The following is a 22176-nucleotide window of genomic DNA, read 5'->3' as shown; positions in this document are numbered from 1 at the left end:
CCGTTTTCAATTACGTTTTGTAGAAAAATCCTGGATCATGCTGTCAACGATCTTTTTCTGCAGATCGGCATCAAGAGAGCCTCTGATAATTTTCTCGGCCCCTTTTACAGCAAGATCGGCAACCTCCGTTCTCAGCTCATTGAGTGCGCGGCGTTTTTCCTGCTCAATTTCATCCTTGGCCATGGAAATCATTTTCTGCGCTTCAGCCTGGGCTTTTTCGGTAATATCGCTGCGAAGTTTATCGGAAAAATCCTTTCCTTCACGAATGATCTTGTCTGACTCCGCATCAGCCTTGGCAAGCAGTTCACTGTTCTTGCGAAGAGCAGCTTCAGCCTCATCCTTTGCATGATATGCACGGTCGATAGATGACTGGATACCCTTTTCCCTCTCTTCCAAAGCAGTGAGGATCGGTCCCCAGGCTACTTTTTTGAGAATAAGCAGTACAATCACGAATGTAACCGCAGTCCAGAAAATAAGGCCGGGTTCCGGGCTTAAAAGACTGCCGGCAAGAAGAATAACTCCTGACGTAAGCATGAACAATGTTTCCGTTAACGATTAATAAAACCCGACTGCGGTGCTTTGAATGTGCCGCAATCGGAATATCTTCTGTATCGAATCTGTAACAGCTTCACGCTTACTTGAGAGCGAGAAGAACGCAGATAACTTCGCCGAACAGACCAACACCTTCAATAAGAGCTGCTGCAATAATCATGGTCGTACGGATATCGGATGCAGCCTCAGGCTGACGAGCTGTTCCCTCTGTTGCAGAAGCAGCGATATTACCAATACCAAGACCAGCACCAATAACAGCAAGACTGGCGCCAATACCTGCACCTAAATAAGCTAAACCTAAACCATCCATCTTGTAATTACCTCCGTTTATTTGTTGTAAGTTTTTTGCTAAAGAGTAATTAGCAGTTTTGAACCCGTTAAATCAAAATCATAAAAATAATACTTATTCCTCAATAATCCAGACATCAAATTAATGATGGGCAACTCCGGCCTCATGCTCCTCATGCCCTTCGTGGGCAGTAGCAAGCCCTATGAAGAGTGCTGATAGCATCGTGAAGATAAATGCCTGAAGGAATGCAACAAAGAGCTCAAGCAGATAGATAAAGATTGCGAACGGAACCGAAACCGCTGCAGCAACAATATAGCTCTTGAGAATGAAGCTGATAAAAATAAGACTGAGGATGATAATGTGACCGGCGGTCATGTTGGCAAAAAGTCGAACCGTAAGAGCAAACGGCTTGGTGAAGAGCCCGATTATTTCGATAGGCACAATAATAATCCAGAGCGCCCAGTGGGTTCCTGCGGTAAGATGCTTGACGAATCCGACGAAACCATGAGCCTTCAATGCCGCGATCTGGGTGATGATGAAGGTGAAAACCGCCAGAGTCAGGGTAACATTGATGTTGCCTGTGGCCGTAGCGCCGTAGGGAATAAGACCGAAGAGATTACAGAAGAGAATAAACATGAATACCGTAATCAGATAGGGAAGGTGCTTCTCATACCCCGGGCCGATATTTGACTTGGCTACATCAAGCCTGACGAAATCAATAAGCGCTTCCATGGTATTGGCTACACCCTTCGGCGCCTGGCGGGCATTCATGTTCTTGTACTTCCCGCCGACTATGGAGAAAACGATCAGAAGGGCTCCGGATACAAGCCAGAGCATAACAACATGCTTGGTAATGGAAATATCGATGCCTGCAACTTTGGGCAGGGTCGGGAGTTCTACCTCGCCGAAAGGGGGAAACGCAAAAACGTTGTTGTTCAGGATATGATGCATGATAACATCACCGGCCTTCTCCTCCTCTTCAGGAGCGTGAGCAGCGGTGGGCTCACTACCGGGAACTGCCGGTGCTGCACTATGCACCGCAGGAGCAGACTCTTCAGGAGATGCTGAAGCAAAACTGTTAACACAGAACAGAAGCGGGAGGACAAGCGCAATTACCCTGAAAAAAGCTGTGGCCTGTTTGACGTTAAAGCGTTTCATGCAGTATTCTTTTTCTGTTTGTTTTTCTTTTGATACCCGAGAATTTCAACAATCAAATAAATACAGTAAAAAGCAAAAAGCGAGACCACAAAGTCGTTGATAACCGCCAAATGCCGGTAAATGATAACAAAAACAAGCACCATAAGTAACAGCAGCCTTGCGGTAAGGCCTCCGAACACCGCTATGGTAAAAACCCGTGATTCCCTGGCGAACGCATACTCAAAAATCAGGTAGCCTGCCAAAGTATTTGTCGCGACCATTACCCATGCGATAAATACCGAACGATAGTCAACAGTGCCGGGATCAAGCAAGGAGTAAATCATCCCCCATAAAACGACTGTCAAAATACATAACTTTAAAATAAAATCAAACAATGACTTCATATATGAGCGATTCTTTCTGTTTTCGCCAAATAATAGGGGCGTTTCTACTGTTTTTTATTTGCCGACCGGACTACTTTCATGAGAATAAGCGCCATTCCGACCATACCGACAACTACTCCTGCAAGAAGCAGAAACGGAGAAGTTCCGAGCTTCGTGTCCGCCCAATATCCAAGAAAGACAAAAAAGGCAAAGCTGGCGGCAATCTGGAGGCCAAGCCCCATATAATCCGAAAGTGCTCGAACAGAACGGCCGAACTTGTCAGGAAAGCGTTCATCATCAGGACGTTTCATCATGCATCACTCCAATCCACCGACAGTGGCAACAAGATTTACTGCTGAAAAAAGTCCATCGATACGATTATCGAACTGAGGAAAGATAATACTCTTCATGAAATAATGAACCTTTATCGAAATTCTTGTCCATGGTTGCGAAACGATCGGTTAATAATCATATTTTTTCACCATGCCTCTTTACTCTCCGGCTGCCCCGGTTTCAGAAACAGAAAACAGGCCGGAACAGCACAAACATTTTCCTTATGGATACAACCATGGGCCAGAGTACTGCCGCTTCCCTGCCAGATCCTGAAATGCTCACCCCGATTATCTTTTCCCGCTTCACCGGGCTTGTTGCCCTTCAGAGCACAAGAAAGGGAGGTAAAAGCACGGGCGATTATGCTTCGCTGAATCTTGGGAACAATACCGGAGACCTGCCGGAGCTTGTCCGGCAAAACACCCTTCGCCTCTGCACAACAGCCGGAATTCATCCTGACATGCTGGTCAGCTCAACCCAGGTACACGGCACGGAGATCCTCCATGCTGAAGCGCCCGGTCGTTACGAAGGCTATGATGCCTTCATTACCGACAAAAAAGATCTCTTCCTCTGCATCTTTACTGCGGACTGCTTTCCGGTGCTGCTTTACGACCCGCAACACGAGGCTATGGGTGCAGTGCATGCAGGATGGAAAGGGAGTGCAGGCAACATTGTCATCAAGACCCTTGCCGCAATGCGAACGAGCTTCGGCTCCATACCCGGAGAGTGCCTTGCCTGGATCGGAACAGGTATATCAGGAAGGCACTATGAGGTTGGCCGGGAGGTAGCCTCAGCGTTTAACGATGATGACTGGCAGTTCGCGCCTGAAGGTGCGGATGATGAGAAATACCTGCTTGACCTCGGCAAGGTAAACTTCCGGCAACTGCTGGCCGCCGGAGTTCCTTCATCGAATATCGAATGCTCACCACACTGTTCATTCGCCCGAAGTGACCTTTTTTACTCATACCGTCGGGATAACGGCCACACCGGACGAATGGTCACGCTGATCGGGATCAGCAGCGGCAAAACCCCCGGGCCGCTTTAGGCGGAAGTGATTGCCTTCCGGGTTGCTCACTCCATGAATCTTCTTCCATAAGAGCCGTAGAGCTCATGCGCCTGACGGCTTATATCCTCTCTGAAATCAGGATGGGCAATGCTTGCAAGCGCTTCAGCTCTCTGCCGAAGATTCTTGCCATGCAGATTGACAATACCGAATTCTGTCACGACATACTGTACATGCGCCCTTGTGGTAACCACACCGGCTCCCGGCTTGAGTTGCGGTACAATCCTTGACTCGCCTCTGCTTGTCGTCGAAGGGAGTGCAATGATCGGTTTGCCCCCCGGGGAGAGTGCGGCTCCGCGAATAAAATCCATCTGACCGCCGACACCGGAAAAGTATTTCTGACCGATAGAATCGGCACAGACCTGCCCGGTCATGTCAATTTCAAGAGCACTGTTGATTGCCGTTACCTTGGGATTTGCCCGGATCGACCGGGTGTCGTTTACATAATCGGAAGGAAGCATCTCAACGAAAGGGTTGTCATCCACAAAATCGTAGAGTCTTCGAGTACCAACCAGAAAGCTGGCCACAATCGTCTCTTTATGCGTCCGCTTTTGACTGCCGTTGATCACCCCTTTTTCAACAAGTTCGATCACTCCATCCGAAAACATTTCAGAGTGAATACCAAGGTTCCTGTGGTTGAAAAGGGCGGCAAGTGTTGCATCGGGGATAGCACCGATACCCATCTGCATGGTTGCCCCGTCTTCAACAATGGAAGCGATATGGCGGCCGATACTGATCTCCGTCTCGCTCAGCTTGTGCACGGGCGTTTCGGGAAGAGGGTCGGAGACCTCAACCATTGCATGAATCCTGCTTACATGAAGCATGCCCTCCCCATGGGTTCGGGGCATGTTGGGATTCACCTGGGCAATAACCAGCCGGGCTGCGTGAACGGCGGCGAGGGTGGCATCGACCGAAACTCCGAGAGAGCAGTAGCCATGCCTGTCGGGAGGTGAGACATGAACAAGCGCTACATCAAGCGGAAGAATTCCGCTTCTGAAAAGAGAGGGAACCTCGCTCAGAAAAACCGGAATGGCATCGGCATCACCATTCTGAACGGCCTCGCGGATATTTCTGCCCACAAAAAGGGCATTCATTCTGAAGCTTTCCCGATACTCCGGCTTTGCGTAGGGCGCATCGCCTTCGGTATGCAAACTGACAATTTCAACATTCCTCAACTCACCGGCCCGGGCGACCATCGCCTCAATCAACCGTTGCGGAGTTGCCGCTGCTGTATGAAGAAAGACCCTGTCTCCTGACTTGATTTTTGCCACCGCTTCTTCTGCGGAAAGCATGCAATAACCCATAACAACCTTTATTGATTATGAGAAAGGCTGTTTCAGATTCCGTTTTTATTTCCTGCGGAGATATGCCGGTGTATCTGTTGACCCTTTCTGAATTTTATCATCACTATCTCCTGTTCCTGCCGGTACTGTCGTCTTCTGATCAGTTGCTCCGGAATTTTTTCTGCCCTCCACCTCATGCGGATCATGGATGGACAACTGGCGCCGGATATATGCGGGAATACGCAAATCCTCCTCCTGTCGTTCGGGGTAAACAGAGTTGGGCTGCCTGACAGACGAAGAGAGAGCCTGCCCCTGACGGAACCCCTGCGAAGCAGAGGATGAGCTGCGCTGTGCGCTCTCATGCTCATCACTCTCCTCGACCCGCTTGAATCCGGTTACAATAACGGTAACCCTGATCTCTCCGGAAACCTGCGGTTCATCGACATAACCGTTTATTATCTTGGCATTGCTGCCAACCTGCTCCTCGATATAGCTCATGGCGTCCCTCATGTCCCTCATGGTGACCTCGCCGGTAATGTTAACCAGCACACCTTTGGCTCCGTTTACCGACACACCCTCAAGCAGCGGACTGTTGAGCGCATCCGATGAAGCCTTCAGTGCCCGGCGCTCTCCCGACGCAGCCGAAGAACCCATAACCGCATCACCGGCTCCGGACATTATACTGCGAACATCAGCAAAGTCAACATTGACATGCCCGTGGCGGGTAATAATATCAGCAATACCTTTTGCCGCCCGGTAGAGCACATCGTTTGCCATGTTGAATGCCTCTGTGGCACTTACCCCCTCCTCGGCAATACTGAGAATCTTCTCGTTTTCAACAAGAATGAGCGTATCAATATATTTGCGGAGCTCGGCAATGCCTCCATCAGCAATCTTTGCCTTGACCTGGCCTTCAAAATTGAAGGGTCTGGTTGCAACCCCGATAGTCAGGATCCCCATATTCCTTGCAATAGAGGCGATAACAGGAGCTGCACCGGTACCGGTTCCCTTGCCCATACCTGCTGCAATAAAAACAAGGTCGGCACCCCTGAGCTGGGCGGCTATAATCTCGCGGTCATCCTCTGCTGCCTGCCGGCCTTTGGCAGGATCAGCTCCAGCTCCAAGCCCGTTGGTCGCTTTCTTGCCGATCTGCACCCTGATCGGTGCCTTGGAGTTCAGCAGCGCCTGGCGGTCGGTATTGAATACGATATATTCAACGCCGCTGATTTTCCGGTCAATCATATTGTTAACGGCATTGCCGCCGCAACCTCCGACACCGACAATCCTTATGGTAACCCCTTTTCCCTGCTCACTGTCAAACAGTCCGGGATCCAGCTCAAACGCCATCAGTCAGTTCTCCCTTTAAATCGCTCATGTTTGCTGCGACCATTACAATTGCTCCCAGAATTTCTTCATACGATCCACAATTTTTTTACGCGCCGGGCCCGACTCCTGAACGGGACTCTCTTCTTCAATGACGGCCTGCGCAGAATTCGGCAGCACCTCGGCTGTTGAAGCGAAACCATAATCGTCGGGAGGGGTATACTGAAACGAATGGGCAACAAGTCCCATCACGGTAGCATACATGGGATTGTTGATGGAACCCTTGATTCCGCCCGATACGCCTTCCGGATATCCGATACGGACATCAAGCCCGAGCACATCGCGGGCAAGTTCCTCGGTACCCGGCAGGAGCGAACCACCACCGGTGATAATGGCTCCGGCATTGATGTACTCATAGTAACCAGACCGTTTGACCGAGTCCCTGACAAGCTCCAGAATCTCCATCATCCGGGCTTCGATGATCATGGTCAATGAACTTTTGGGAAATGATTTTTGCGGCCGCCCTTCAATTCCCTCAATAAGCAGCTCTTCATCTTCGCCGCTCAACTGGGCATAGGCGCAGCCATGCTGTATTTTAAGCTCTTCGGCCACCTCATACAGCGCCTTGACTCCGTGAGCAACATCGTGCGTTACATCATTGCCGGCGACCTTGATCACTTCAGAGTATCGGATCGCTCCGTTATTATAGATGGCAACCTCGGTGGTTCCTCCGCCGATATCAATAACAACAACTCCGCTCTTCTCCTCACGCTCTTTTATGACCGCCATACCGGAGGCTACAGGCTCAAAGGTCAGCCCGTTTATCTCCAGTCCGGCCTTCTCGACACACTGCTTGATATTGCGAATCTTGGTGCGCTGACCGACTACAATATAGGCGCTGCCGCGCATGGTCGTTCCGGCCATCCCTATAGGATCGAGCAACCCCTCCTGATCATCAACAATGAACTCCTGCGGAATGACATGGATAATCTCGTGATCGATATCCAGATAGCGGATATTGGTCTTGGCTTTTTCCAGAAATCGCTTGACATCAGAGTCATTGACAATTCCGGACTGATTGATGCTGATTTCCGAATTACTGTGAATACAGTGAACATGAGCCCCGGAAATGCCGACATTGACGCCATTGATACGAATTGATGACTCCCGTTCGGCGTCAGCTACAGCCGCCTTGATTGCGGCAACAGTCTTGTTGATATTGACAACAGTCGCTCTTTGAAGGCCATCTGAATTTGAACGGCCTTTGCCAAGCACATTGAGTTTACCGAGAGCATCTTTTTCGGCAACAACAACGCAAACCTTCGTTGTTCCGATATCAAGACCAACAGCAATATTGCTTTTCAGCATTGTTCTATTCTTGCATGATTATCACAGGGGATTAACCTGCGGGACTTCCGGAGATACAGGATCCCTGGTAAAAATCCTGTCCCTGAACCTCAAGTCCACAGTCTCGAAAGTTCCAAAACCTTTAATTGATACAACCTTTTGCCAGAATATCTCGAATTTTTTCAACTTTTCCTTGAAGTTACCATCATTGCCTACGATAAAACGGGTAGGGGCCTGAACAGCAACAAAACAGGAGTGATTGTTCTCTTCAAAATGGAACTCACGAACCAGCAAAGGGGCATAATCCGTTGAAGCAAGAGCATCCAGAAACTGCTGGAGCAGGTAGCTGTCACGAATAGCAAGCTGCTGCAGACCATTTCGAGCGGTCCTGAGCCGGCTTATACCCCGAACCTCAAGCAATTTCGGCACCTGGCCTGACAGAGCCGCTCTCACAGGCAGAAGAAACCCCTCCCGGTCTATTGCCATGACCCTGCCGCCAATAACCGTCATGGCTACCGGCACCCGCTCAAGAACCCTTATCCGGACAATCCCGTTCAGCTCCTTGCTGATCACTGCGTCCTTGACATAGGGGGAGGCAACCACCCGTTTCCTGATCTCTGTGGCATCAAGCTGCTGCAGATTTTTCCCCTGATATCCTTTAAGATTTGCCGCCAGCTCGCTTCGGGAGAGAATTGAGAGTCCGTCAATGACAACCTCCCTGACAACGACCTCTTTTTTCCAGTGCGAAGCATATTGCGCAAGCGCAAAGAGGGCAGACAAGACAATCACCATAACAAACAGCAGCGCCTTCCAGTTTCCGGAGTATGCCGGAACCTGAGGATCGAATGCCCCCCCCTTGTCTCCGGCTTCCGGATACTCCTGAGGGGCACTCTCCAAGGGCTCTCCCTTGTATTGCTGAAATTCAGAATCAGGCATAAAAAAGCTTTTTCATCCGCGTCATCAAGCGCGCAGCTGCGGAGCTCGATGCTCCTGCGCCATCACCATGTTTTCTTATTCTGCTCACAGGAGATCCCGCCCGTCAAGCGCGCCGGTCCGGCAGAACTCAGCGGCTTCGGAGGCAAGCCTCGTAATATCCCCCGCACCCATGAAGAGCAGCATGGTTCCATCAACCGCATACTCTTTGAGCGCAGCAAAAAGCGATGCCCTCTCCGCAATAAACTCGACATGCTTGCCTCCGGCTTTTCTGACCGCTGTCGAAACCAGAGTGCCGTCTACTCCGGGATAATCCACCGCCTTCTCCCTTGAAGGGTAGACATCGGCAATAAAGACAATATCGGCCCGTGAAAGCGCCCAACCGTACTCATCGGCAAACTCTTTTGTGCGGGAAAAGAGGTGCGGCTGAAAAACAGCAACCACCCGGGAATCAACCCAGCCGCTCTTGGCCGCCTTGACCGTCGCCTTGACTTCTGACGGGTGATGGGCATAATCGTCAACAACTATAAGCCCCTTGCCGTTATCGAATTTCACCTGGAATCTCCGCCTCATGCCGCTGTAGCAGGCAAGACCGGCAATCAGCCGTTCAGGTGCGATTCCCAGCTCAAGACCCGTTGAAAATGCAGCAAGGGCATTAAGCACATTATGACGGCCCGGGACATTAATGCTGACATCACGATACTCAATGCCAAAGGCCCGAACCGTAAACGTTGATCGCTGTTTTTCGAGCACAATATCAAAAGCCATAACATCGGCAGGCTCTTCAATGCCGAACGTTGTATAGACCCGGTCCAGCGAAGGAATGATTTTTCTGATCTCCGGCCAGTCTACACAACAGATTACCCTTCCATAAAAAGGGACCTTGTTGGCAAAGGCAATAAAGGCCTGCTTCAGGTCATCAAGCGTCCCGTATGTGTCCATATGCTCCGACTCAAGGCTGTTGACAATGGCAATGGTTGGCGTAAGCCTTAAAAATGCCCGGTCAAACTCATCCGCCTCAATAACCATGTATTTCCCCTCACCGACAACCGTACTGCCTTTCAGATAGTCTGATATTCCTCCGATCATGACCGTTGGCGACTCACCGGACTCAATGAGCATGGTTGCGATCATGGCCGTGGTGGTTGTCTTGCCATGCGTACCGGAGATGCAGATTCCGGATTTATAGCGCATAAGCTCACCCAGCATTTCATCCCTTTTGATAACCGGAATGCCTGCTTTTCGGGCGGCAATGATTTCAACATTTTCTTCCTGCCGGATAGCTGAAGAGTAGACCACCACATCACAGGCGGTAACCTGCTCGGCACGATGGCCCTGATAAATGACTGCGCCATGCTCAACAAGCTTGTCGGTCACCTCTCCGGTCGATACATCAGAACCCGTTACTCCGAACCCTGACTTCAGGAGCAGTTCAGCTATAGCACTCATACCGGCACCCCCGATTCCGACGATATGAACACTTTTTGTCTTCCCGAGTTCCATGAATTCTACTCCTTAATGTTTTTTGGCAAGCGTTATAATCCGCAGGGCAAGTTGACGGGCTGCGTCAGGATAGCCCAGTTTTACCGATTCGGCGCCCATGCTTTTCAGCTTTCCCGGATTATGCAGCAGCTCAAGAATTTTTTTAATTGCATCCGAATCTCCAAGATGGTCATCCTCAATCACCATGGCTGCCCCGTCCTTTACCAGTGCCCTTGCATTATGGCGCTGATGGTCGCCGGTCGCATAGGGATAAGGGACAAGCACCGAAGGCTTTCCAAGATTTGTAAGCTCCGCAATTGATGATGCTCCCGCACGGCACACAACCAGGTCTGCCACGCTGTATGCAGCACCCATCTCCTCAATATACGGACAAACCGCAAGATAAGGGGAGGGAACCACCTGTTTTTTGATCCGCTCAAAGTCAAGAGCCCCGGTCTGCCAGAGTATGTTTGATGATGCCGTTATCTCCGGAACGCACTGAAGTATGGCATTGTTGATTGAGCGCGCGCCACGGCTCCCTCCGAAGACGAGAAGGGTAGGGCGATCTTCATGCAGGCCGAAAGCCGCCCTCGCCTCATGAGGGGAGTGCAGTACAAATGACCGGGCCGGATTGCCGGTAATACAGACCTCTCTTGATCCCGGAATAAACCTGCGTGCATCTTCAAATGCAAGATGGATTTCGCTTGCCAGCAATGAAAGCAGCTTTGTTGTGACACCCGGAAAAGCATTCTGCTCCTGGATAAGTGTTTTTTTACCCGTCAACTGGGCCGCAAGGAGCACCGGTGCGCTGACAAACCCTCCGGTTCCGACCACAACATCAGGAGCCTCACGCCGGATCAGGGCCGCCGCCCGGAAAACCGAGGCCGCAAAGCCGGAAATGATCCCGAGATTTGCCAGAATATTGGAGGGAGAGAACCCTCTTTTCAGCCCTTTTACCGGAATCAGGTGGAGGCGGTAACCGAGTCTCGGGACTTCGGTCGCCTCAATGCCGCTTGTTGTACCGGCAAAAGCAACGTCGACATCCGCCACAAGCTTGCGCAGTTCACCGGCCATGGCTACTGCCGGATACAAATGCCCGCCTGTTCCGCCGCCGGCAAAAAGCACTTTCATGGAACCATCCTTTTATTTAGAAGCCTCATTCCTGACAATACGGTCAAGCTCCCGTTTCTTGTAACGGGATATGCTCATAAGAATACCAACTCCGAGGGAGTTGAAGAGCAGTGCGGTACCGCCATAACTGATAAAGGGCAGCGCAACACCCGTTGTCGGCAGCAGATGGCAGGCAACCGCAATATTGATAAATGCAAAAAGAGAGATCGCCATGGTGATGCCGCTGGCAACATACTTGCCGAAATTATCCGGGGCATGCTTGGCAATGATAAGACCACAGAAAAAAAATCCGGCAAAAAGCGCAATGACCGCAAGGGCGCCGACAAATCCATACTCCTCGCCGACAACAACAAAGACAAAATCGTTATAGGAGAGCGGCAGATAGAGCTGGCGCTGCTTGCTGGCACCGATGCCAAGACCGAACAGCCCGCCGTTTCCGAGGCCGATCAACGCCTGTACGACCTGATAGCTCATCCCTTTCTCATCTCCGCTGAAAAATGAGAGCAGACGTGCTACCCGGTAGGGCGCCGCATTGGCAAAGACGGCTGCGACAGGAATCAGGGGCAATGCGGTAAGCAGCAGATGACGGATACTGACCCCGCCAATAAACATCAGCATAAAGCCGATCATGGCGATCAGTGATGCCGTACTGAAGTTCGGCTCAAGAGCCACAAGACAAACAACAGTCAAAAGAATGGTAAGCAGGGGATAGAACGAGCTGTTGAGATCCTTGATATAACTCTGCTTTTCGCTGATGAGACGGGAAAAATGAAAAATCAGGGCGTATTTTGCAAAATCGGATACCTGAAATTTAAGCGGACCAAACCCTATCCAGCGCGCCGCACCGGAAATAATACCAACCGCTTTCAGGGCAAGAAGAAGCGTCAGAAGCACAATACTGACAGCAAGAATAATCTTGCTGGTTTTCCAGAAAACGTGATAGTCAAGCTGGGCAATCAAAACGATAGTGACAATTCCGAGGAGGGAAAAGGTAAGCTGCCTCCATAAAAAATATTCAGTGCTCGCATATTTCGTCTCAGCCCATCCGGCTCCGCTGCTGTATACAACAACCACCCCGATGCACATGAGAATGGCAACAATGAGCATGAGCAGTTTTCCGGCAATTCCCTCCCCGCGGGAAGGAAGCGACAAGGCTTCAGGAGCAGCCCCCTCTTTGGATGCCTGATGTTGGGGAGTATTCAGCATGAGGATAACTGTTGAACGCATTGTTTAAACTGCCGGCCGCGATCCTCGAAATTCTCGAACATATCAAAGCTTGCACACCCCGGGGAAAAGAGGACGCTCTCTCCACGCTCAACGGCGTTTCGAGCCATGGCCACTGCCGCCTGAAGCGACTCTGCCTGCTTGACGGGAACAACACCCTCAAAAGCCGAAACAAGCTTCTCTTTTGATTCACCGATAGCGACAATCAGTGCAACCTTTGTCCGGACAAGCCCGGTTATTGTTGCATAATCATTTCCCTTGTCCTGTCCGCCGGCAATCAGAACCACCTTTCCCGGTGCCGATTCGAGCGCCTGTCGCATGGCGTTGAGGTTTGTCGCTTTTGAGTCGTTGATCCAGCCGGAACCGTTGATGGTCATGACAAACTCCTGACGGTGCTCGACCCCGGTGAAATCCGAAAGCACGTCACGGACAACCCCGCTCTCGATACCCAGTACCTTTGAGACCGCAACTGCCGCGAGTACATTATAAATATTGTGACGACCCCGAAAACTCTCTTTCAGAAAATCCGCTGTTGCCACAACCGTTTCCTCTCCGCTCACGGTTCGGAAAACCACCCTGTCGTTTTCAAGAAAAACCATACTCCGGTCACTCCCGTCTGCTGCGCGCTGATCCATCCGGAATGGAACTATCTGAAAAGGAAATCTGGCGGAGTCAACGGCAAAATGTGCACTGAGCAGGGGATCATCATCATTGTAGATGAGCGTGTCGCGCTCCCCCTGATTTTGATATATCCTGAATTTCGCTGCCGCATACCGATGCATATCACCCTCATAACGGGCAAGGTGATCCGGCGTAATATTGGTAATCACCGCAATATCGGGGCGGAAGGCAACACAGCGCTCCAGCTGGTAACTGCTCAGCTCGACAACAGCAACATCCCGGGGATGCATCTCCAGAACCATCGACGAAAACGGTATACCGATGTTGCCGACACTGAATGCCCGATAGTTGTGCAGCAGGCCGTCAGCTTCGCATATCCGGTGAATCAAGGTGGCTGTGGTGGTTTTGCCATCCGTACCGGTTATACCGACAACTCTTGCCCGGCAGAAAAGAGCGGCGATCTCAATCTCGCTGAAGATTGCAATACCTCTCTGCTGCATGGCTTGCACAACCTTTGCTGTAGGTGGTATCCCGGGGCTGATGACACAGAGATCGGCATCATAAATCCGGCCGGAGTGACCCTCCTCTTCAAACGGGATGTTCAGCTCATGAAGTGAGTGCTGTGCTGCCTCTCCGATCCTTCCCAGTTCACTGACCAGTACCTGTGCGCCTCTGCTGTGGAGCAGTGCCGCTGCAGCTATACCGCTTTTGGCGGCACCAAGGACCGTAACTTTTTTTCCGGATAGATCCATAGCCCCTATCTGAGTTTTAAGGTCATGAGACTGGCAAGAAAAAAGAGAATCGTCACAATCCAGAACCTGATAACAATCTTCTGTTCCGCCCACCCTTTCAATTGAAAATGGTGATGCAGCGGTGCCATAAGAAAAATACGGCGTCCCTGGCCAAAGCGCATTTTTGTGTATTTGAAATAGAGTACCTGAAGGGAGACCGAGAGCGTTTCAAGAAAAAATATACCCGCCATCACCGGAAGGAGCAGCTCCTGCTTGATAAGCAGTGCGATAACCGCAATAGCGCTTCCGAGGGCAAGCGAACCGGTATCACCCATGAAAATTTCGGCAGGATTGGAGTTGAACCATAAAAAGCCTACGCAGGACATGACGATGGCCATACAGACCACGGCAATCTCTCCTCCTCCGGCAATAAAGGGAATATTGAGATAGTTTGCATAGACCGCGTTTCCGGCAAGATAGGAGAAGCCGCCAAGCCCCATCACCACGATGGCAGAGCTGCCGGAAGCAAGCCCGTCAAGCCCGTCGGTCAGGTTGACCGCATTGGAGACTGCGGTAATGATAAAAATAACGATAGGGATATAAAAAATCCCGTAATCGATGGTCAGGTATTTAAAAAACGGAACCGTTGTCGTTGAAAGGAGCACGGAAAAAGCGGGATCGAACCGGGTATAGAGCCCTATCACCAGTCCGAGAGTTATCTGGCCTATCAGCTTGTAGCGGGCCGAAAGCCCTCCCTTGATTTTCAGCACCACCTTCCGGTAATCATCAATAAAACCGATTACACCCATCCAGAGTACCGCAAGCATAATCAGCCAGACATGCGGATCATTGAATTTCGACCAGAGCAGGACCGAGATCTCTATGGAAAAGATAATGAGCAGCCCGCCCATTGTCGGCACCGCTTTTTTCTTCCGGTGTTCAGGTGGCGCCTCCTCCTTGATCGGCTCAATAATCCGGGATTTAAGGTAGTTGATGAATCCCGGCCCGACAAACAGGGTGATCAAAAGCGCCGTAATGGCAGCGGCACTTGCCCTGAAGGTGAGATACTCAATAACCCGAAGTACCGGTGGGTGAAAGAGATCATTGATGTACTTCAGCAGATAATAAAGCATTGTAATCTTACCTGTTATTGGTTCGTACGTTAATGAGTGCCTCAACCACACGCTCAAGCTTCATCCCCCTTGACCCCTTGAAAAGAATCGCGTCCCCGTCATGCACCCCTTCAAGCAGTGCCTCAAGCAGCTCTTCATGAGTTGAAAAGTGACCCTGACAGCTTCCCGGTGACTCCCGGCAGATCAGCCTCGCTTTCTCTCCATAAACATAGAGCCGGTCAACGCGGCTCCCGTGAATATAGCGGCCAATCGATTCATGTTCAACATCTCCGGCGGCACCGAGTTCAAGCATATCTCCAAGCACCGCTATGCGTTTGCCTTCACAGGGCAGATCACACAGGGCATCAATGGCCAGACGCATGGAGTCGGAGTTGGCATTATAGGTGTCATTGAGAATACGGAGGCCGCCGGAATCCATCACTTCGAGCCGTTTCCAGCCGGGAGCCGGAACCAGAGATTCAAGCCCCTCCCTGATACGGGAGAGAGACAGCCCGAAATGGAGGCCGACAGCTGCTGCAGCAACCGCATTGATCACATTATGTTTTCCGGTAAAGTTCAGGGTAACCGGTTCAGTTCGGTCGGCTGAACACAACACGAACGAGATGCGGCCATCCCGGCAAACGCTGATATCCCTCGCCCGGCAGATCCGGCCCGGAAGGTCAGCTGTTCCGTAGATGACCGGCCCCTCAAGCGCCTCTCCGGCAGAGCTGAGCCGTGAATCATCACCGTTTACAAAAGCGGTTCCGCCACTCTCCTGCAGATAGGTGAAAAGCTGTGTTTCAGCAGCCGCAACACCATCGAGATCAATCAGAAACTCCAGGTGCTCATGGCCGATATTGGTCAACAGGCCGTGGGTCGGCCTGGCAATGGCCGTCAGCTCCTCCATCTCTCCGGGATGGTTTATTCCAACTTCAACAACCGCAATACCGGTATCGGGCCGTAACTGAAGCAGGGTGAGCGGTACACCAAGATGATTGTTCCTGTTCCCCTGGCTCATCTGCACTGTGAATCCGGTTGCAAGTACCGAAGCGACCATCTCCTTGGTCGTAGTTTTTCCATTGCTGCCTCCGATAGCCACAACGGGAATGGAAAAGGTTTTACGGTAGCATGATGCCAGCTGCTGCAGACCCGCAACGGGATCATCGGTCACAATAAACCCTTTGCCTTCGGGAGGCTGTGGGGAACCCTCTTTTTCATACCACTCACGGCTGACCATCACCCAGCTTGCCCCCTGCTGAAAAACATTGCTTACATAACTGTGGCCATCGGTTCTCTCACCCTTCAGGGCAACAAACAGCTCGCCCCCTTTCACCTCCCGTGAATCAATAACCACTACAGGCGCAGTAATCGTCAGGAGCGGAGAACCATGGGTAACAACATCGCCAATCCCCCTGAAATCTTCCACACTCAAAACACCTTTCATCGTTCGCACTCCTTCTCCGGTTCTCCTTCGCAGCTCTTCTGCATAGAGGTTAATAATTGTTCACGGTCTGAAAAAAACGCTTTTCTGCCGGAAATTTCCTGATACTTTTCGTGTCCCTTTCCGGCCACAAGAAGGACATCTCCCTTCCCGATCATCGACACGGCAACGCTTATGGCCTCAGCCCTGTCGATGATTCTCCGGTATCGGCCATCGCGGTTCATCCCCTGCTCTATTGCATCCAGAATAGCTTCCGGATCCTCGTCCCGGGGATTATCAGAGGTAATGATCACTTCATCAGCAAGCTCCGAGGCAATACGGCCCATTTCCGGACGTTTCGACCGGTCCCTGTTTCCTCCGCAACCAAAAACAACGATCAGACGGGAGTGCTCATCCTTCAGATCCCGAAGGGTTGAGAGCACCTTGAAGAGCGCATCCGGAGTGTGCGCATAATCAACAAAAGCCATCCCTCCCGAACAACTCTCGCCAACCCGTTCCATCCGGCCCTCAACAGCCGAGACCAGAGAGAGCGCACGGCATATCTCATCGGGATCAAGACCCAGACCAAATCCAACCGATGCGGCTTCCAGCATGTTCATGACATTAAAGCTGCCCGGAAGCCTTACCTCCATGGAGACGACGGTTTCAGGAAAATGCAGTGCGACACAGCTTGAAGCAATCGAAGCACCGGTAATCTCGGCAAAAAAGGAGTTCCCGCATGCGAGCGAGGTGTCCTGCCGCGCCGAAAGGGAGCAGCAATATATTTTTTCAGGCAGCACCCTCGCCGCCATAAACGGGGCGGCAGGGTCATCACGGTTGAGCACCGCAAAACCATCAGGAGTGAGCTGATCAAAAAGCAGCTGTTTTGCCGAAGCATAGGCCTCCATGGTTTCATGAAAATCAAGGTGCTCCGGTGTCAGATTGGTAAACACCGCCGCACGAAACCGTATACCATGTACCCGCTTCAGCATGAGCGCATGCGAAGAGACCTCCATCACCACAGCCCTGCATCCGCCATCCACCATCCGGCGAAAAAGCGCATGGAGACCATGCGCCTCCGGAGTGGTGCGGTCAAGCGGAATCTCCCGCTCTGCAAACGTGCAGAGATTGGTCCCGATATAACCGCAGGAGATCCCCCGGGCATTGAGCATGGAGGTTATCAGCTTTGAGGTCGTGGTTTTGCCGTTCGTTCCGGTAACCCCGATAATCATCAACTGATCAGAGGCGTTTCCATAATAAAGCCTTGCCGCTTCTGCCAGAGCAATACGCGCGTCCGTCACTTTTATGAACAGCACACCATCCTCTATGCCGGAAGGAATCTCTTCACAGATTACGCTCCCTGCCCCCCGCTCCACAGCACTTTTGATAAAGCGGTGCCCATCGGTACAATACCCTCTTACGGCAACAAACAGTGCTCCGGGAATCACTTCACGGGAATCACTGGTTACACAGGTGACCTCTCCGGCAGGCTCCCGAGTTCCTCTCAGCTCCAGCGCGGAGATCCCCCCGAGCAGCTTTTCAAGCGGCACGTGCCGAATCCCTGTGCGTTGTTCTGAGCCACTCATAAGCTCTTCCGGTTACGGTTTCCCTCTGAAAGCCTCACCCTGATAACCCTGGAGATCTCAACCATTTTGCCGGGCAGAACACTCTGAGCAGCAACAACTCCATCCAAATCTCCTGAATACTCCATTTCAAGCTTGAGCCATTGCAGCATCCGCCGGGCATCTCTTCCCCTGAGTCCGACCAGTTCAGGAACAGCAACAGCTTTAGCCGTTTCAAGCATGGTCTGTTGCGGTGAACGGAATGCAAGATTTTTCTGCATCTCTTCCGAACAGGCGATCATTCTTGAGGCTATGCCGGAAAAAACCGGCGCAGCAACCGTGGCTGCGTAGTAGGCTGTTCTCGGATTTTCAACAACCACAATAATGGCATAAAGAGGGGTCTCAACAGGGAAATATCCGACAAAAGATGAGACATAGACCGGGTTGGCATAGGAACCCCCGGCAGCGCGCCGTGCAGTTCCGGTCTTTCCTGCGACGCTGATGCCCGGCACCGAAGCACTCTTTGCCGTACCGCTGTCAACAACCGCCTTGAAATACTCCCGTCCGATATATCTGGCAGTTTCAGGGGAAATAACCTGCCTCACTTTTTCCGGCACACTCTCCCTCACCACGTTTCCCTCTGCATCAGTCACCTTCTTGATAATAAAGGGCTTCATCAGTGTACCATTGTTGGCAACCGCCGCATAAGCCTGAAGGATCTGCAGCGGTGTCGCCATAACCTGATAGCCGTACCCCATCCAGGGGAGTGTGGTTCTGTCCCACCGGGCAAGCGTACGAACCCTTCCGGGCGACTCTCCGGTCAGTCCGACTCCGGTTTTAACACCAAAACCGAAATTTCTTGCATAGGCATTGAACTTTGCACTTCCGACCAACATGGCCGTCTTTGCCGCCACAATATTGCTTGAATACATTATTGCCTGGCGGAAAGTGATATTGCCGTATGGTTCGTGATCACGGATGTTGAGATTATAGATCGGCATGTTGCCGTTATTGGCAAAGACAATATCAGTCGCTTTTCTTTTCAGTACCTCTGTTGCGGCAGCCGCCATAACCAGCTTGAAGGTCGAGCCCGGCTCATAGCTGTCGGTTACCGCCCGGTTTCGGGATCGCTCCGGAGTCCATGTCCCTCTCTGGTTCAGATCAAAAACCGGATTGTTTGCCATGGCAATGATCTCTCCGGTACGGACATCCATAACAATACTTGCCGCAGCATCGGCATTAAACCGCTCAACCGCTTTGGTCAGCTCATCTTCGACAATGCTCTGTATATCGGCATCGAGAGTCAGTTGAACCGTGTGGCCTTTAACCGGATCCAGCTGCTTTGCGTCAGGCGCCGGATAACGGACGCCTGTTGCGGATCGCTGGAATATTCGTGTCCCGTCACGACCCTTCAAAGCCTTGTTGAGCTGCAACTCAAGACCGCTGCTCCCCTCGTTTTTACTGTCGGTAAAACCGATCACCTGAGCGGCAACATTCAGGTAGTAGCGCTGTTGATCCTTGTCAGACCAGACTCCCGGATACTTCTCCTGCATGAGCGGGAGTGCTTTTGCAACGGGAATTTTACGCCCCAGTACCACGACACCCTTCGGCTTTCTCAATGCGGCAAGGATTTCGAGGCGGTTAATACCGAGTTGCCGGGAAAAAATCGTAGCGATATTTGCCGAGTTGTCAAAGGTTTTCTGTTTTCCGCTTTTCCGGTCAACAACCGCCTTTCCTTTCTGATCAAAAAGCGGCGACTTCCTGATAATTGCCGGATTGGCATAAAAAGAGACCGACTCGATGCTCTCGGCAAGCATTCGTGAACGCCGGTCAAGAATAACGCCGCGCTGCGCTTTCTCGGTCACCACCCGCTCATACTGACGGGCCGCTTTCTGACGGTATTTGCCAACATTGATAACCTGTATACTCAGCAGCATGCCGATAATTGCGGCAATAAATGCAGAATAAACGAGAACCACCACCCCGAGACGCCACCCGAACTCATGATCATCCGGGCGCCGGGTATTCTGCTCTTCACTCATAAGCACTCCTGTTGAGATCGTGGCAGATCATTTATTGCCCAAGTTTGACAGAAGGTTCACCGGATGCCATAAGACCAAGAGTTTCGGCCGTTTGCACGATATTATGGATACTATGCAACTCATGTACTTTCAGCTCCTGCGAGGTTATCACACTGGATGTCATCTGAATCTGCTCCCTGAGGCGCTCATTCTCTCTGGCAAGATTGATTATCGAAAGGGTATTGTTGGTCTGAAACAGAAAAACAACGGTACCGCCAAGAAGGTATAAAAAAGAGCGTAACCGCAAGAGTGAGGCTATATCAAAGTCAAATGGATCTCCGCCGGACTCACTGGCGCCATTGCTGTTTGACGCACTGCCGGAGAGCTCGGAACGCATTGCTTCAGGACGGGGGGTTCCGGGTGAAAAGGGCTCACCGCCACGGACAGGAGCAAACTGACTGTCAGAAGCCGTTCCGTTCCGCCCCCTGAACGCGCCCTGCACCCTCTTCAGGGCCGAGATAATAACACTGTCAGCTCGCACAGGAACCTCCCACCGGATTTTTTTCAATGACTCTCAATTTCGCACTTCGCGCTCTTGAATTTGAAGCCGTCTCCCCGGATGAAGCGATCAGCGGTTTCCGGGTAACAAGCCTGATGGCACCTCGCTTGAGAGGCTCCCGCAAACCTACTCCTTTAGGGCCCCAGTCTTCTCGGGCACTATCGGCAAAAACTGTTTTCACGAGCCGGTCTTCGAGTGAATGATAGCTGATAACCGCCATCCGCCCATGATCTTCAAGCGATTCGATACCGTCACAAAGTGCTTCACGAAGGACATCAAGTTCACGATTCACCTCTATGCGGAGGGCCTGAAACACTCTGGAAAGGGTTTTGATGACATTATCACCGCCATAAGCGATAGCGCGGATAATACCTGCAAGCTCCTCTGTCGTGCTGATCGGGCCATGCTTCTGGCGGTAGCCGACAATCGCCCGCGAAATCGCCCGGCTTCTCGGCTCCTCTCCGTACCGGTAAAAAATTTTGGCCAGCTCCCGCTCATCACAGGTATTGACAATATCTGCTGCGCTCCGCTCCCCGCTGCTGTCCATGCGCATATCAAGCGGTCCATTACGCAGATAGCTGAACCCCCGCTCCGCACGGTCAATCTGAAAGGATGATACGCCAAGATCCAGAAGAATTCCGGAAACTTTCCGTGGGCGCTCTCTTTCGCTGCAAACCCTCTGTATCACTCCTGAAATCTCCTCAAAATTCCCTTTGACGAGTACCGAATTCGTCCGGAACTCCCTGAGCGTCTCTTCTGCCTGCCGGAGAGCGGCATCATCCTGATCAATGCCTATCAGGAGTGAGCTTTCGATATATCCCGCTTTTTCGAGCGCCCGGAGAATTGCCACCGAATGGCCACCACCGCCAAGAGTCCCGTCAACATAGACTCCCGGCTTTTGTACCAGAAATGCAACGATCTCATCGGCAAGGACCGGCACGTGAAACGTATCCTGTGCCATGCCCGTTAAAAATACCTTCCGGCAAGTGAAGCCATCCGGCCTGAACTCTCCTGCAGAACTGTCGAGAGCTGCTTTGGGTCCCAGACGGTCATTTTTGTATCGGCCCCGATAATCACAACATCCCCCGAAATCCCCGCATGATCAAGAAACTCCCTTGAGAGAGCAATCCGGCCCTGACGGTCAAGGGTAACAATTTCAAGACTTTCATACATCAATATCTTCAGGAGGCGCTCTTCGGGATTAAAATCAGAAAGAGCCGAGATGGTTTTGCGAATACCGCTCCAGACAAACGGCTCATAAAGCTCAATTGAGCGATCCGGGGCTTTCATAATATAGAGCTCCTCGACCGGACCGGCGACACATTCAGCGGAACCATCTTCGACCGGGCGACCAAACTTGCGGCGAAACCTGACAGGAATCATCAGCCGTCCTTTTTCATCGACAGCATGTATCTCTTTTCCTATAAAGCCGGCCATTTTGGCAACCCGATTAGCTTCCGTTATGCAGATATGAATCATGAGTGGAACCCTCTCCGCTCATGCAGGAGAGACAAAAAACAGGAAAAAACAGCGAAAAAACAACCAGTAACCCCCATTTTTTACCATTTTCCTCCACATTACAAAATGTATAAAAAAGGATGCACTAAAAAAATATTGGCTCTTCGCTGTGTGAAGTGGGTAGTAATATAAAAAGCGTATATTACTACAGCACT

At 51.4% G+C, this 22176-nt stretch carries 21 protein-coding genes; 1 reads left to right on the top strand and 20 read right to left on the bottom strand.

Annotated elements, in window-relative coordinates; genetic code table 11:
* Positions 1–6 precede the first annotated feature (6 nt).
* From BOO20_RS05525 to BOO20_RS05505, 5 genes are all read right to left on the bottom strand, one after another.
* The gene (locus tag BOO20_RS05525; protein ID WP_076791220.1) at positions 7–534 is read right to left on the bottom strand and encodes a F0F1 ATP synthase subunit B; all 528 of its coding nucleotides are present in this window, start codon (positions 532–534) and stop codon (positions 7–9) included.
* Positions 535–634: 100 nt separating this feature from the next.
* Positions 635–862, bottom strand: a complete 228-nt coding sequence (gene atpE, locus BOO20_RS05520) for an ATP synthase F0 subunit C (protein WP_076791219.1) — start codon at positions 860–862, stop codon at positions 635–637.
* Positions 863–982: 120 nt separating this feature from the next.
* Positions 983–1999, bottom strand: coding sequence for a F0F1 ATP synthase subunit A (locus BOO20_RS05515; RefSeq protein ID WP_076791217.1), 1017 nt, complete (start codon positions 1997–1999; stop codon positions 983–985).
* Positions 1996–2382, bottom strand: a complete 387-nt coding sequence (locus BOO20_RS05510) for a hypothetical protein (RefSeq protein WP_076791215.1) — start codon at positions 2380–2382, stop codon at positions 1996–1998. Before BOO20_RS05510 ends, BOO20_RS05515 begins: the two co-directional genes overlap by 4 nt.
* Positions 2383–2426: 44 nt before the next feature.
* On the bottom strand, positions 2427–2672 hold the full coding sequence (locus tag BOO20_RS05505; protein ID WP_040433681.1) for an AtpZ/AtpI family protein: 246 nt from the start codon (positions 2670–2672) through the stop codon (positions 2427–2429).
* A 245-nt stretch (positions 2673–2917) separates the two neighbouring features.
* Between BOO20_RS05505 and pgeF the strand changes: the two genes are divergently transcribed.
* On the top strand, positions 2918–3736 hold the full coding sequence (gene pgeF / locus BOO20_RS05500) for a peptidoglycan editing factor PgeF (RefSeq protein WP_076791244.1): 819 nt from the start codon (positions 2918–2920) through the stop codon (positions 3734–3736).
* Between the two features lie 26 nt (positions 3737–3762).
* On the opposite strand, the gene BOO20_RS05495 is transcribed toward pgeF, so the two are convergent.
* The 15 genes from BOO20_RS05495 to mraZ form a co-directional block, all read right to left on the bottom strand.
* Complete coding sequence (locus BOO20_RS05495) at positions 3763–5058, bottom strand: acetyl-CoA hydrolase/transferase family protein (protein ID WP_076791213.1); 1296 nt, start codon at positions 5056–5058, stop codon at positions 3763–3765.
* A gap of 45 nt (positions 5059–5103) precedes the next feature.
* Positions 5104–6384 carry a cell division protein FtsZ gene (ftsZ, locus tag BOO20_RS05490; protein WP_076791211.1) on the bottom strand — a complete coding sequence of 427 codons (1281 nt, stop codon included), beginning with the start codon at positions 6382–6384 and terminating at the stop codon, positions 5104–5106.
* A gap of 42 nt (positions 6385–6426) precedes the next feature.
* Positions 6427–7728: a cell division protein FtsA gene (ftsA, locus tag BOO20_RS05485; RefSeq protein ID WP_006367079.1), complete on the bottom strand. Its 1302-nt coding sequence runs from the start codon at positions 7726–7728 to the stop codon at positions 6427–6429.
* 21 nt (positions 7729–7749) lie between these two features.
* Positions 7750–8643, bottom strand: a complete 894-nt coding sequence (locus BOO20_RS05480) for a cell division protein FtsQ/DivIB (RefSeq protein ID WP_076791209.1) — start codon at positions 8641–8643, stop codon at positions 7750–7752.
* A gap of 84 nt (positions 8644–8727) precedes the next feature.
* Positions 8728–10143, bottom strand: coding sequence for a UDP-N-acetylmuramate--L-alanine ligase (gene murC, locus BOO20_RS05475; RefSeq protein WP_076791208.1), 1416 nt, complete (start codon positions 10141–10143; stop codon positions 8728–8730).
* 12 nt (positions 10144–10155) lie between these two features.
* Positions 10156–11253, bottom strand: coding sequence for an undecaprenyldiphospho-muramoylpentapeptide beta-N-acetylglucosaminyltransferase (gene murG / locus BOO20_RS05470; RefSeq protein WP_076791206.1), 1098 nt, complete (start codon positions 11251–11253; stop codon positions 10156–10158).
* Positions 11254–11265: 12 nt separating this feature from the next.
* Positions 11266–12480, bottom strand: coding sequence for an FtsW/RodA/SpoVE family cell cycle protein (locus BOO20_RS05465; RefSeq protein ID WP_083694571.1), 1215 nt, complete (start codon positions 12478–12480; stop codon positions 11266–11268).
* On the bottom strand, positions 12453–13850 hold the full coding sequence (murD, locus tag BOO20_RS05460; protein WP_076791203.1) for a UDP-N-acetylmuramoyl-L-alanine--D-glutamate ligase: 1398 nt from the start codon (positions 13848–13850) through the stop codon (positions 12453–12455). The genes BOO20_RS05465 and murD overlap by 28 nt, the downstream gene beginning before the upstream one ends.
* A gap of 5 nt (positions 13851–13855) precedes the next feature.
* Positions 13856–14962, bottom strand: a complete 1107-nt coding sequence (mraY, locus tag BOO20_RS05455) for a phospho-N-acetylmuramoyl-pentapeptide-transferase (RefSeq protein ID WP_076791201.1) — start codon at positions 14960–14962, stop codon at positions 13856–13858.
* 7 nt (positions 14963–14969) lie between these two features.
* A complete protein-coding gene (gene murF, locus BOO20_RS05450) occupies positions 14970–16385 on the bottom strand; it encodes a UDP-N-acetylmuramoyl-tripeptide--D-alanyl-D-alanine ligase (RefSeq protein WP_076791200.1) in 1416 nt (471 codons plus the stop codon).
* Positions 16382–17947, bottom strand: coding sequence for a UDP-N-acetylmuramoyl-L-alanyl-D-glutamate--2,6-diaminopimelate ligase (locus BOO20_RS05445; protein ID WP_076791198.1), 1566 nt, complete (start codon positions 17945–17947; stop codon positions 16382–16384). The genes murF and BOO20_RS05445 overlap by 4 nt, the downstream gene beginning before the upstream one ends.
* Entirely contained in the window at positions 17944–19965 is a 2022-nt protein-coding gene (locus BOO20_RS05440; RefSeq protein WP_076791196.1) for a penicillin-binding protein, read from the bottom strand. The genes BOO20_RS05445 and BOO20_RS05440 overlap by 4 nt, the downstream gene beginning before the upstream one ends.
* Before the next feature lie 31 nt (positions 19966–19996).
* Positions 19997–20485, bottom strand: a complete 489-nt coding sequence (locus BOO20_RS05435) for a hypothetical protein (protein ID WP_144277123.1) — start codon at positions 20483–20485, stop codon at positions 19997–19999.
* Positions 20475–21464 (bottom strand): 16S rRNA (cytosine(1402)-N(4))-methyltransferase RsmH, encoded by a 990-nt coding sequence (gene rsmH, locus BOO20_RS05430; RefSeq protein ID WP_076791193.1) that lies wholly within the window; start codon positions 21462–21464, stop codon positions 20475–20477. Before rsmH ends, BOO20_RS05435 begins: the two co-directional genes overlap by 11 nt.
* A 5-nt stretch (positions 21465–21469) precedes the next feature.
* Positions 21470–21940 (bottom strand): division/cell wall cluster transcriptional repressor MraZ, encoded by a 471-nt coding sequence (gene mraZ, locus BOO20_RS05425; protein ID WP_076791243.1) that lies wholly within the window; start codon positions 21938–21940, stop codon positions 21470–21472.
* Between the last annotated feature and the right edge of the window lie 236 nt (positions 21941–22176).

Origin of the sequence: Chlorobium sp. KB01, from assembly GCF_001975465.1 — a bacterium.
In the GTDB taxonomy this organism is placed as follows: Bacteria; Bacteroidota; Chlorobiia; order Chlorobiales; family Chlorobiaceae; genus Chlorobium.
The sequence above is the reverse complement of the archived record's forward strand: the minus strand, read 5'-3'. Positions and strand labels throughout refer to the sequence as shown.

What these genes read in the sequence shown, in the direction of transcription:
- BOO20_RS05525 (WP_076791220.1), bottom strand. Translation starts at nt 534, where the DNA reads ATGCTTACGTCAGGAGTTATTCTTCTTGCCGGCAGTCTTTTAAGCCCG.
- atpE (WP_076791219.1), bottom strand. Translation starts at nt 862, where the DNA reads ATGGATGGTTTAGGTTTAGCTTATTTAGGTGCAGGTATTGGCGCCAGT.
- BOO20_RS05515 (WP_076791217.1), bottom strand. Translation starts at nt 1,999, where the DNA reads ATGAAACGCTTTAACGTCAAACAGGCCACAGCTTTTTTCAGGGTAATT.
- BOO20_RS05510 (WP_076791215.1), bottom strand. Translation starts at nt 2,382, where the DNA reads ATGAAGTCATTGTTTGATTTTATTTTAAAGTTATGTATTTTGACAGTC.
- BOO20_RS05505 (WP_040433681.1), bottom strand. Translation starts at nt 2,672, where the DNA reads ATGAAACGTCCTGATGATGAACGCTTTCCTGACAAGTTCGGCCGTTCT.
- pgeF (WP_076791244.1), top strand. Translation starts at nt 2,918, where the DNA reads ATGGATACAACCATGGGCCAGAGTACTGCCGCTTCCCTGCCAGATCCT.
- BOO20_RS05495 (WP_076791213.1), bottom strand. Translation starts at nt 5,058, where the DNA reads ATGGGTTATTGCATGCTTTCCGCAGAAGAAGCGGTGGCAAAAATCAAG.
- ftsZ (WP_076791211.1), bottom strand. Translation starts at nt 6,384, where the DNA reads ATGGCGTTTGAGCTGGATCCCGGACTGTTTGACAGTGAGCAGGGAAAA.
- ftsA (WP_006367079.1), bottom strand. Translation starts at nt 7,728, where the DNA reads ATGCTGAAAAGCAATATTGCTGTTGGTCTTGATATCGGAACAACGAAG.
- BOO20_RS05480 (WP_076791209.1), bottom strand. Translation starts at nt 8,643, where the DNA reads ATGCCTGATTCTGAATTTCAGCAATACAAGGGAGAGCCCTTGGAGAGT.
- murC (WP_076791208.1), bottom strand. Translation starts at nt 10,143, where the DNA reads ATGGAACTCGGGAAGACAAAAAGTGTTCATATCGTCGGAATCGGGGGT.
- murG (WP_076791206.1), bottom strand. Translation starts at nt 11,253, where the DNA reads ATGAAAGTGCTTTTTGCCGGCGGCGGAACAGGCGGGCATTTGTATCCG.
- BOO20_RS05465 (WP_083694571.1), bottom strand. Translation starts at nt 12,480, where the DNA reads ATGCGTTCAACAGTTATCCTCATGCTGAATACTCCCCAACATCAGGCA.
- murD (WP_076791203.1), bottom strand. Translation starts at nt 13,850, where the DNA reads ATGGATCTATCCGGAAAAAAAGTTACGGTCCTTGGTGCCGCCAAAAGC.
- mraY (WP_076791201.1), bottom strand. Translation starts at nt 14,962, where the DNA reads ATGCTTTATTATCTGCTGAAGTACATCAATGATCTCTTTCACCCACCG.
- murF (WP_076791200.1), bottom strand. Translation starts at nt 16,385, where the DNA reads ATGAAAGGTGTTTTGAGTGTGGAAGATTTCAGGGGGATTGGCGATGTT.
- BOO20_RS05445 (WP_076791198.1), bottom strand. Translation starts at nt 17,947, where the DNA reads ATGAGTGGCTCAGAACAACGCACAGGGATTCGGCACGTGCCGCTTGAA.
- BOO20_RS05440 (WP_076791196.1), bottom strand. Translation starts at nt 19,965, where the DNA reads ATGAGTGAAGAGCAGAATACCCGGCGCCCGGATGATCATGAGTTCGGG.
- rsmH (WP_076791193.1), bottom strand. Translation starts at nt 21,464, where the DNA reads ATGGCACAGGATACGTTTCACGTGCCGGTCCTTGCCGATGAGATCGTT.
- mraZ (WP_076791243.1), bottom strand. Translation starts at nt 21,940, where the DNA reads ATGGCCGGCTTTATAGGAAAAGAGATACATGCTGTCGATGAAAAAGGA.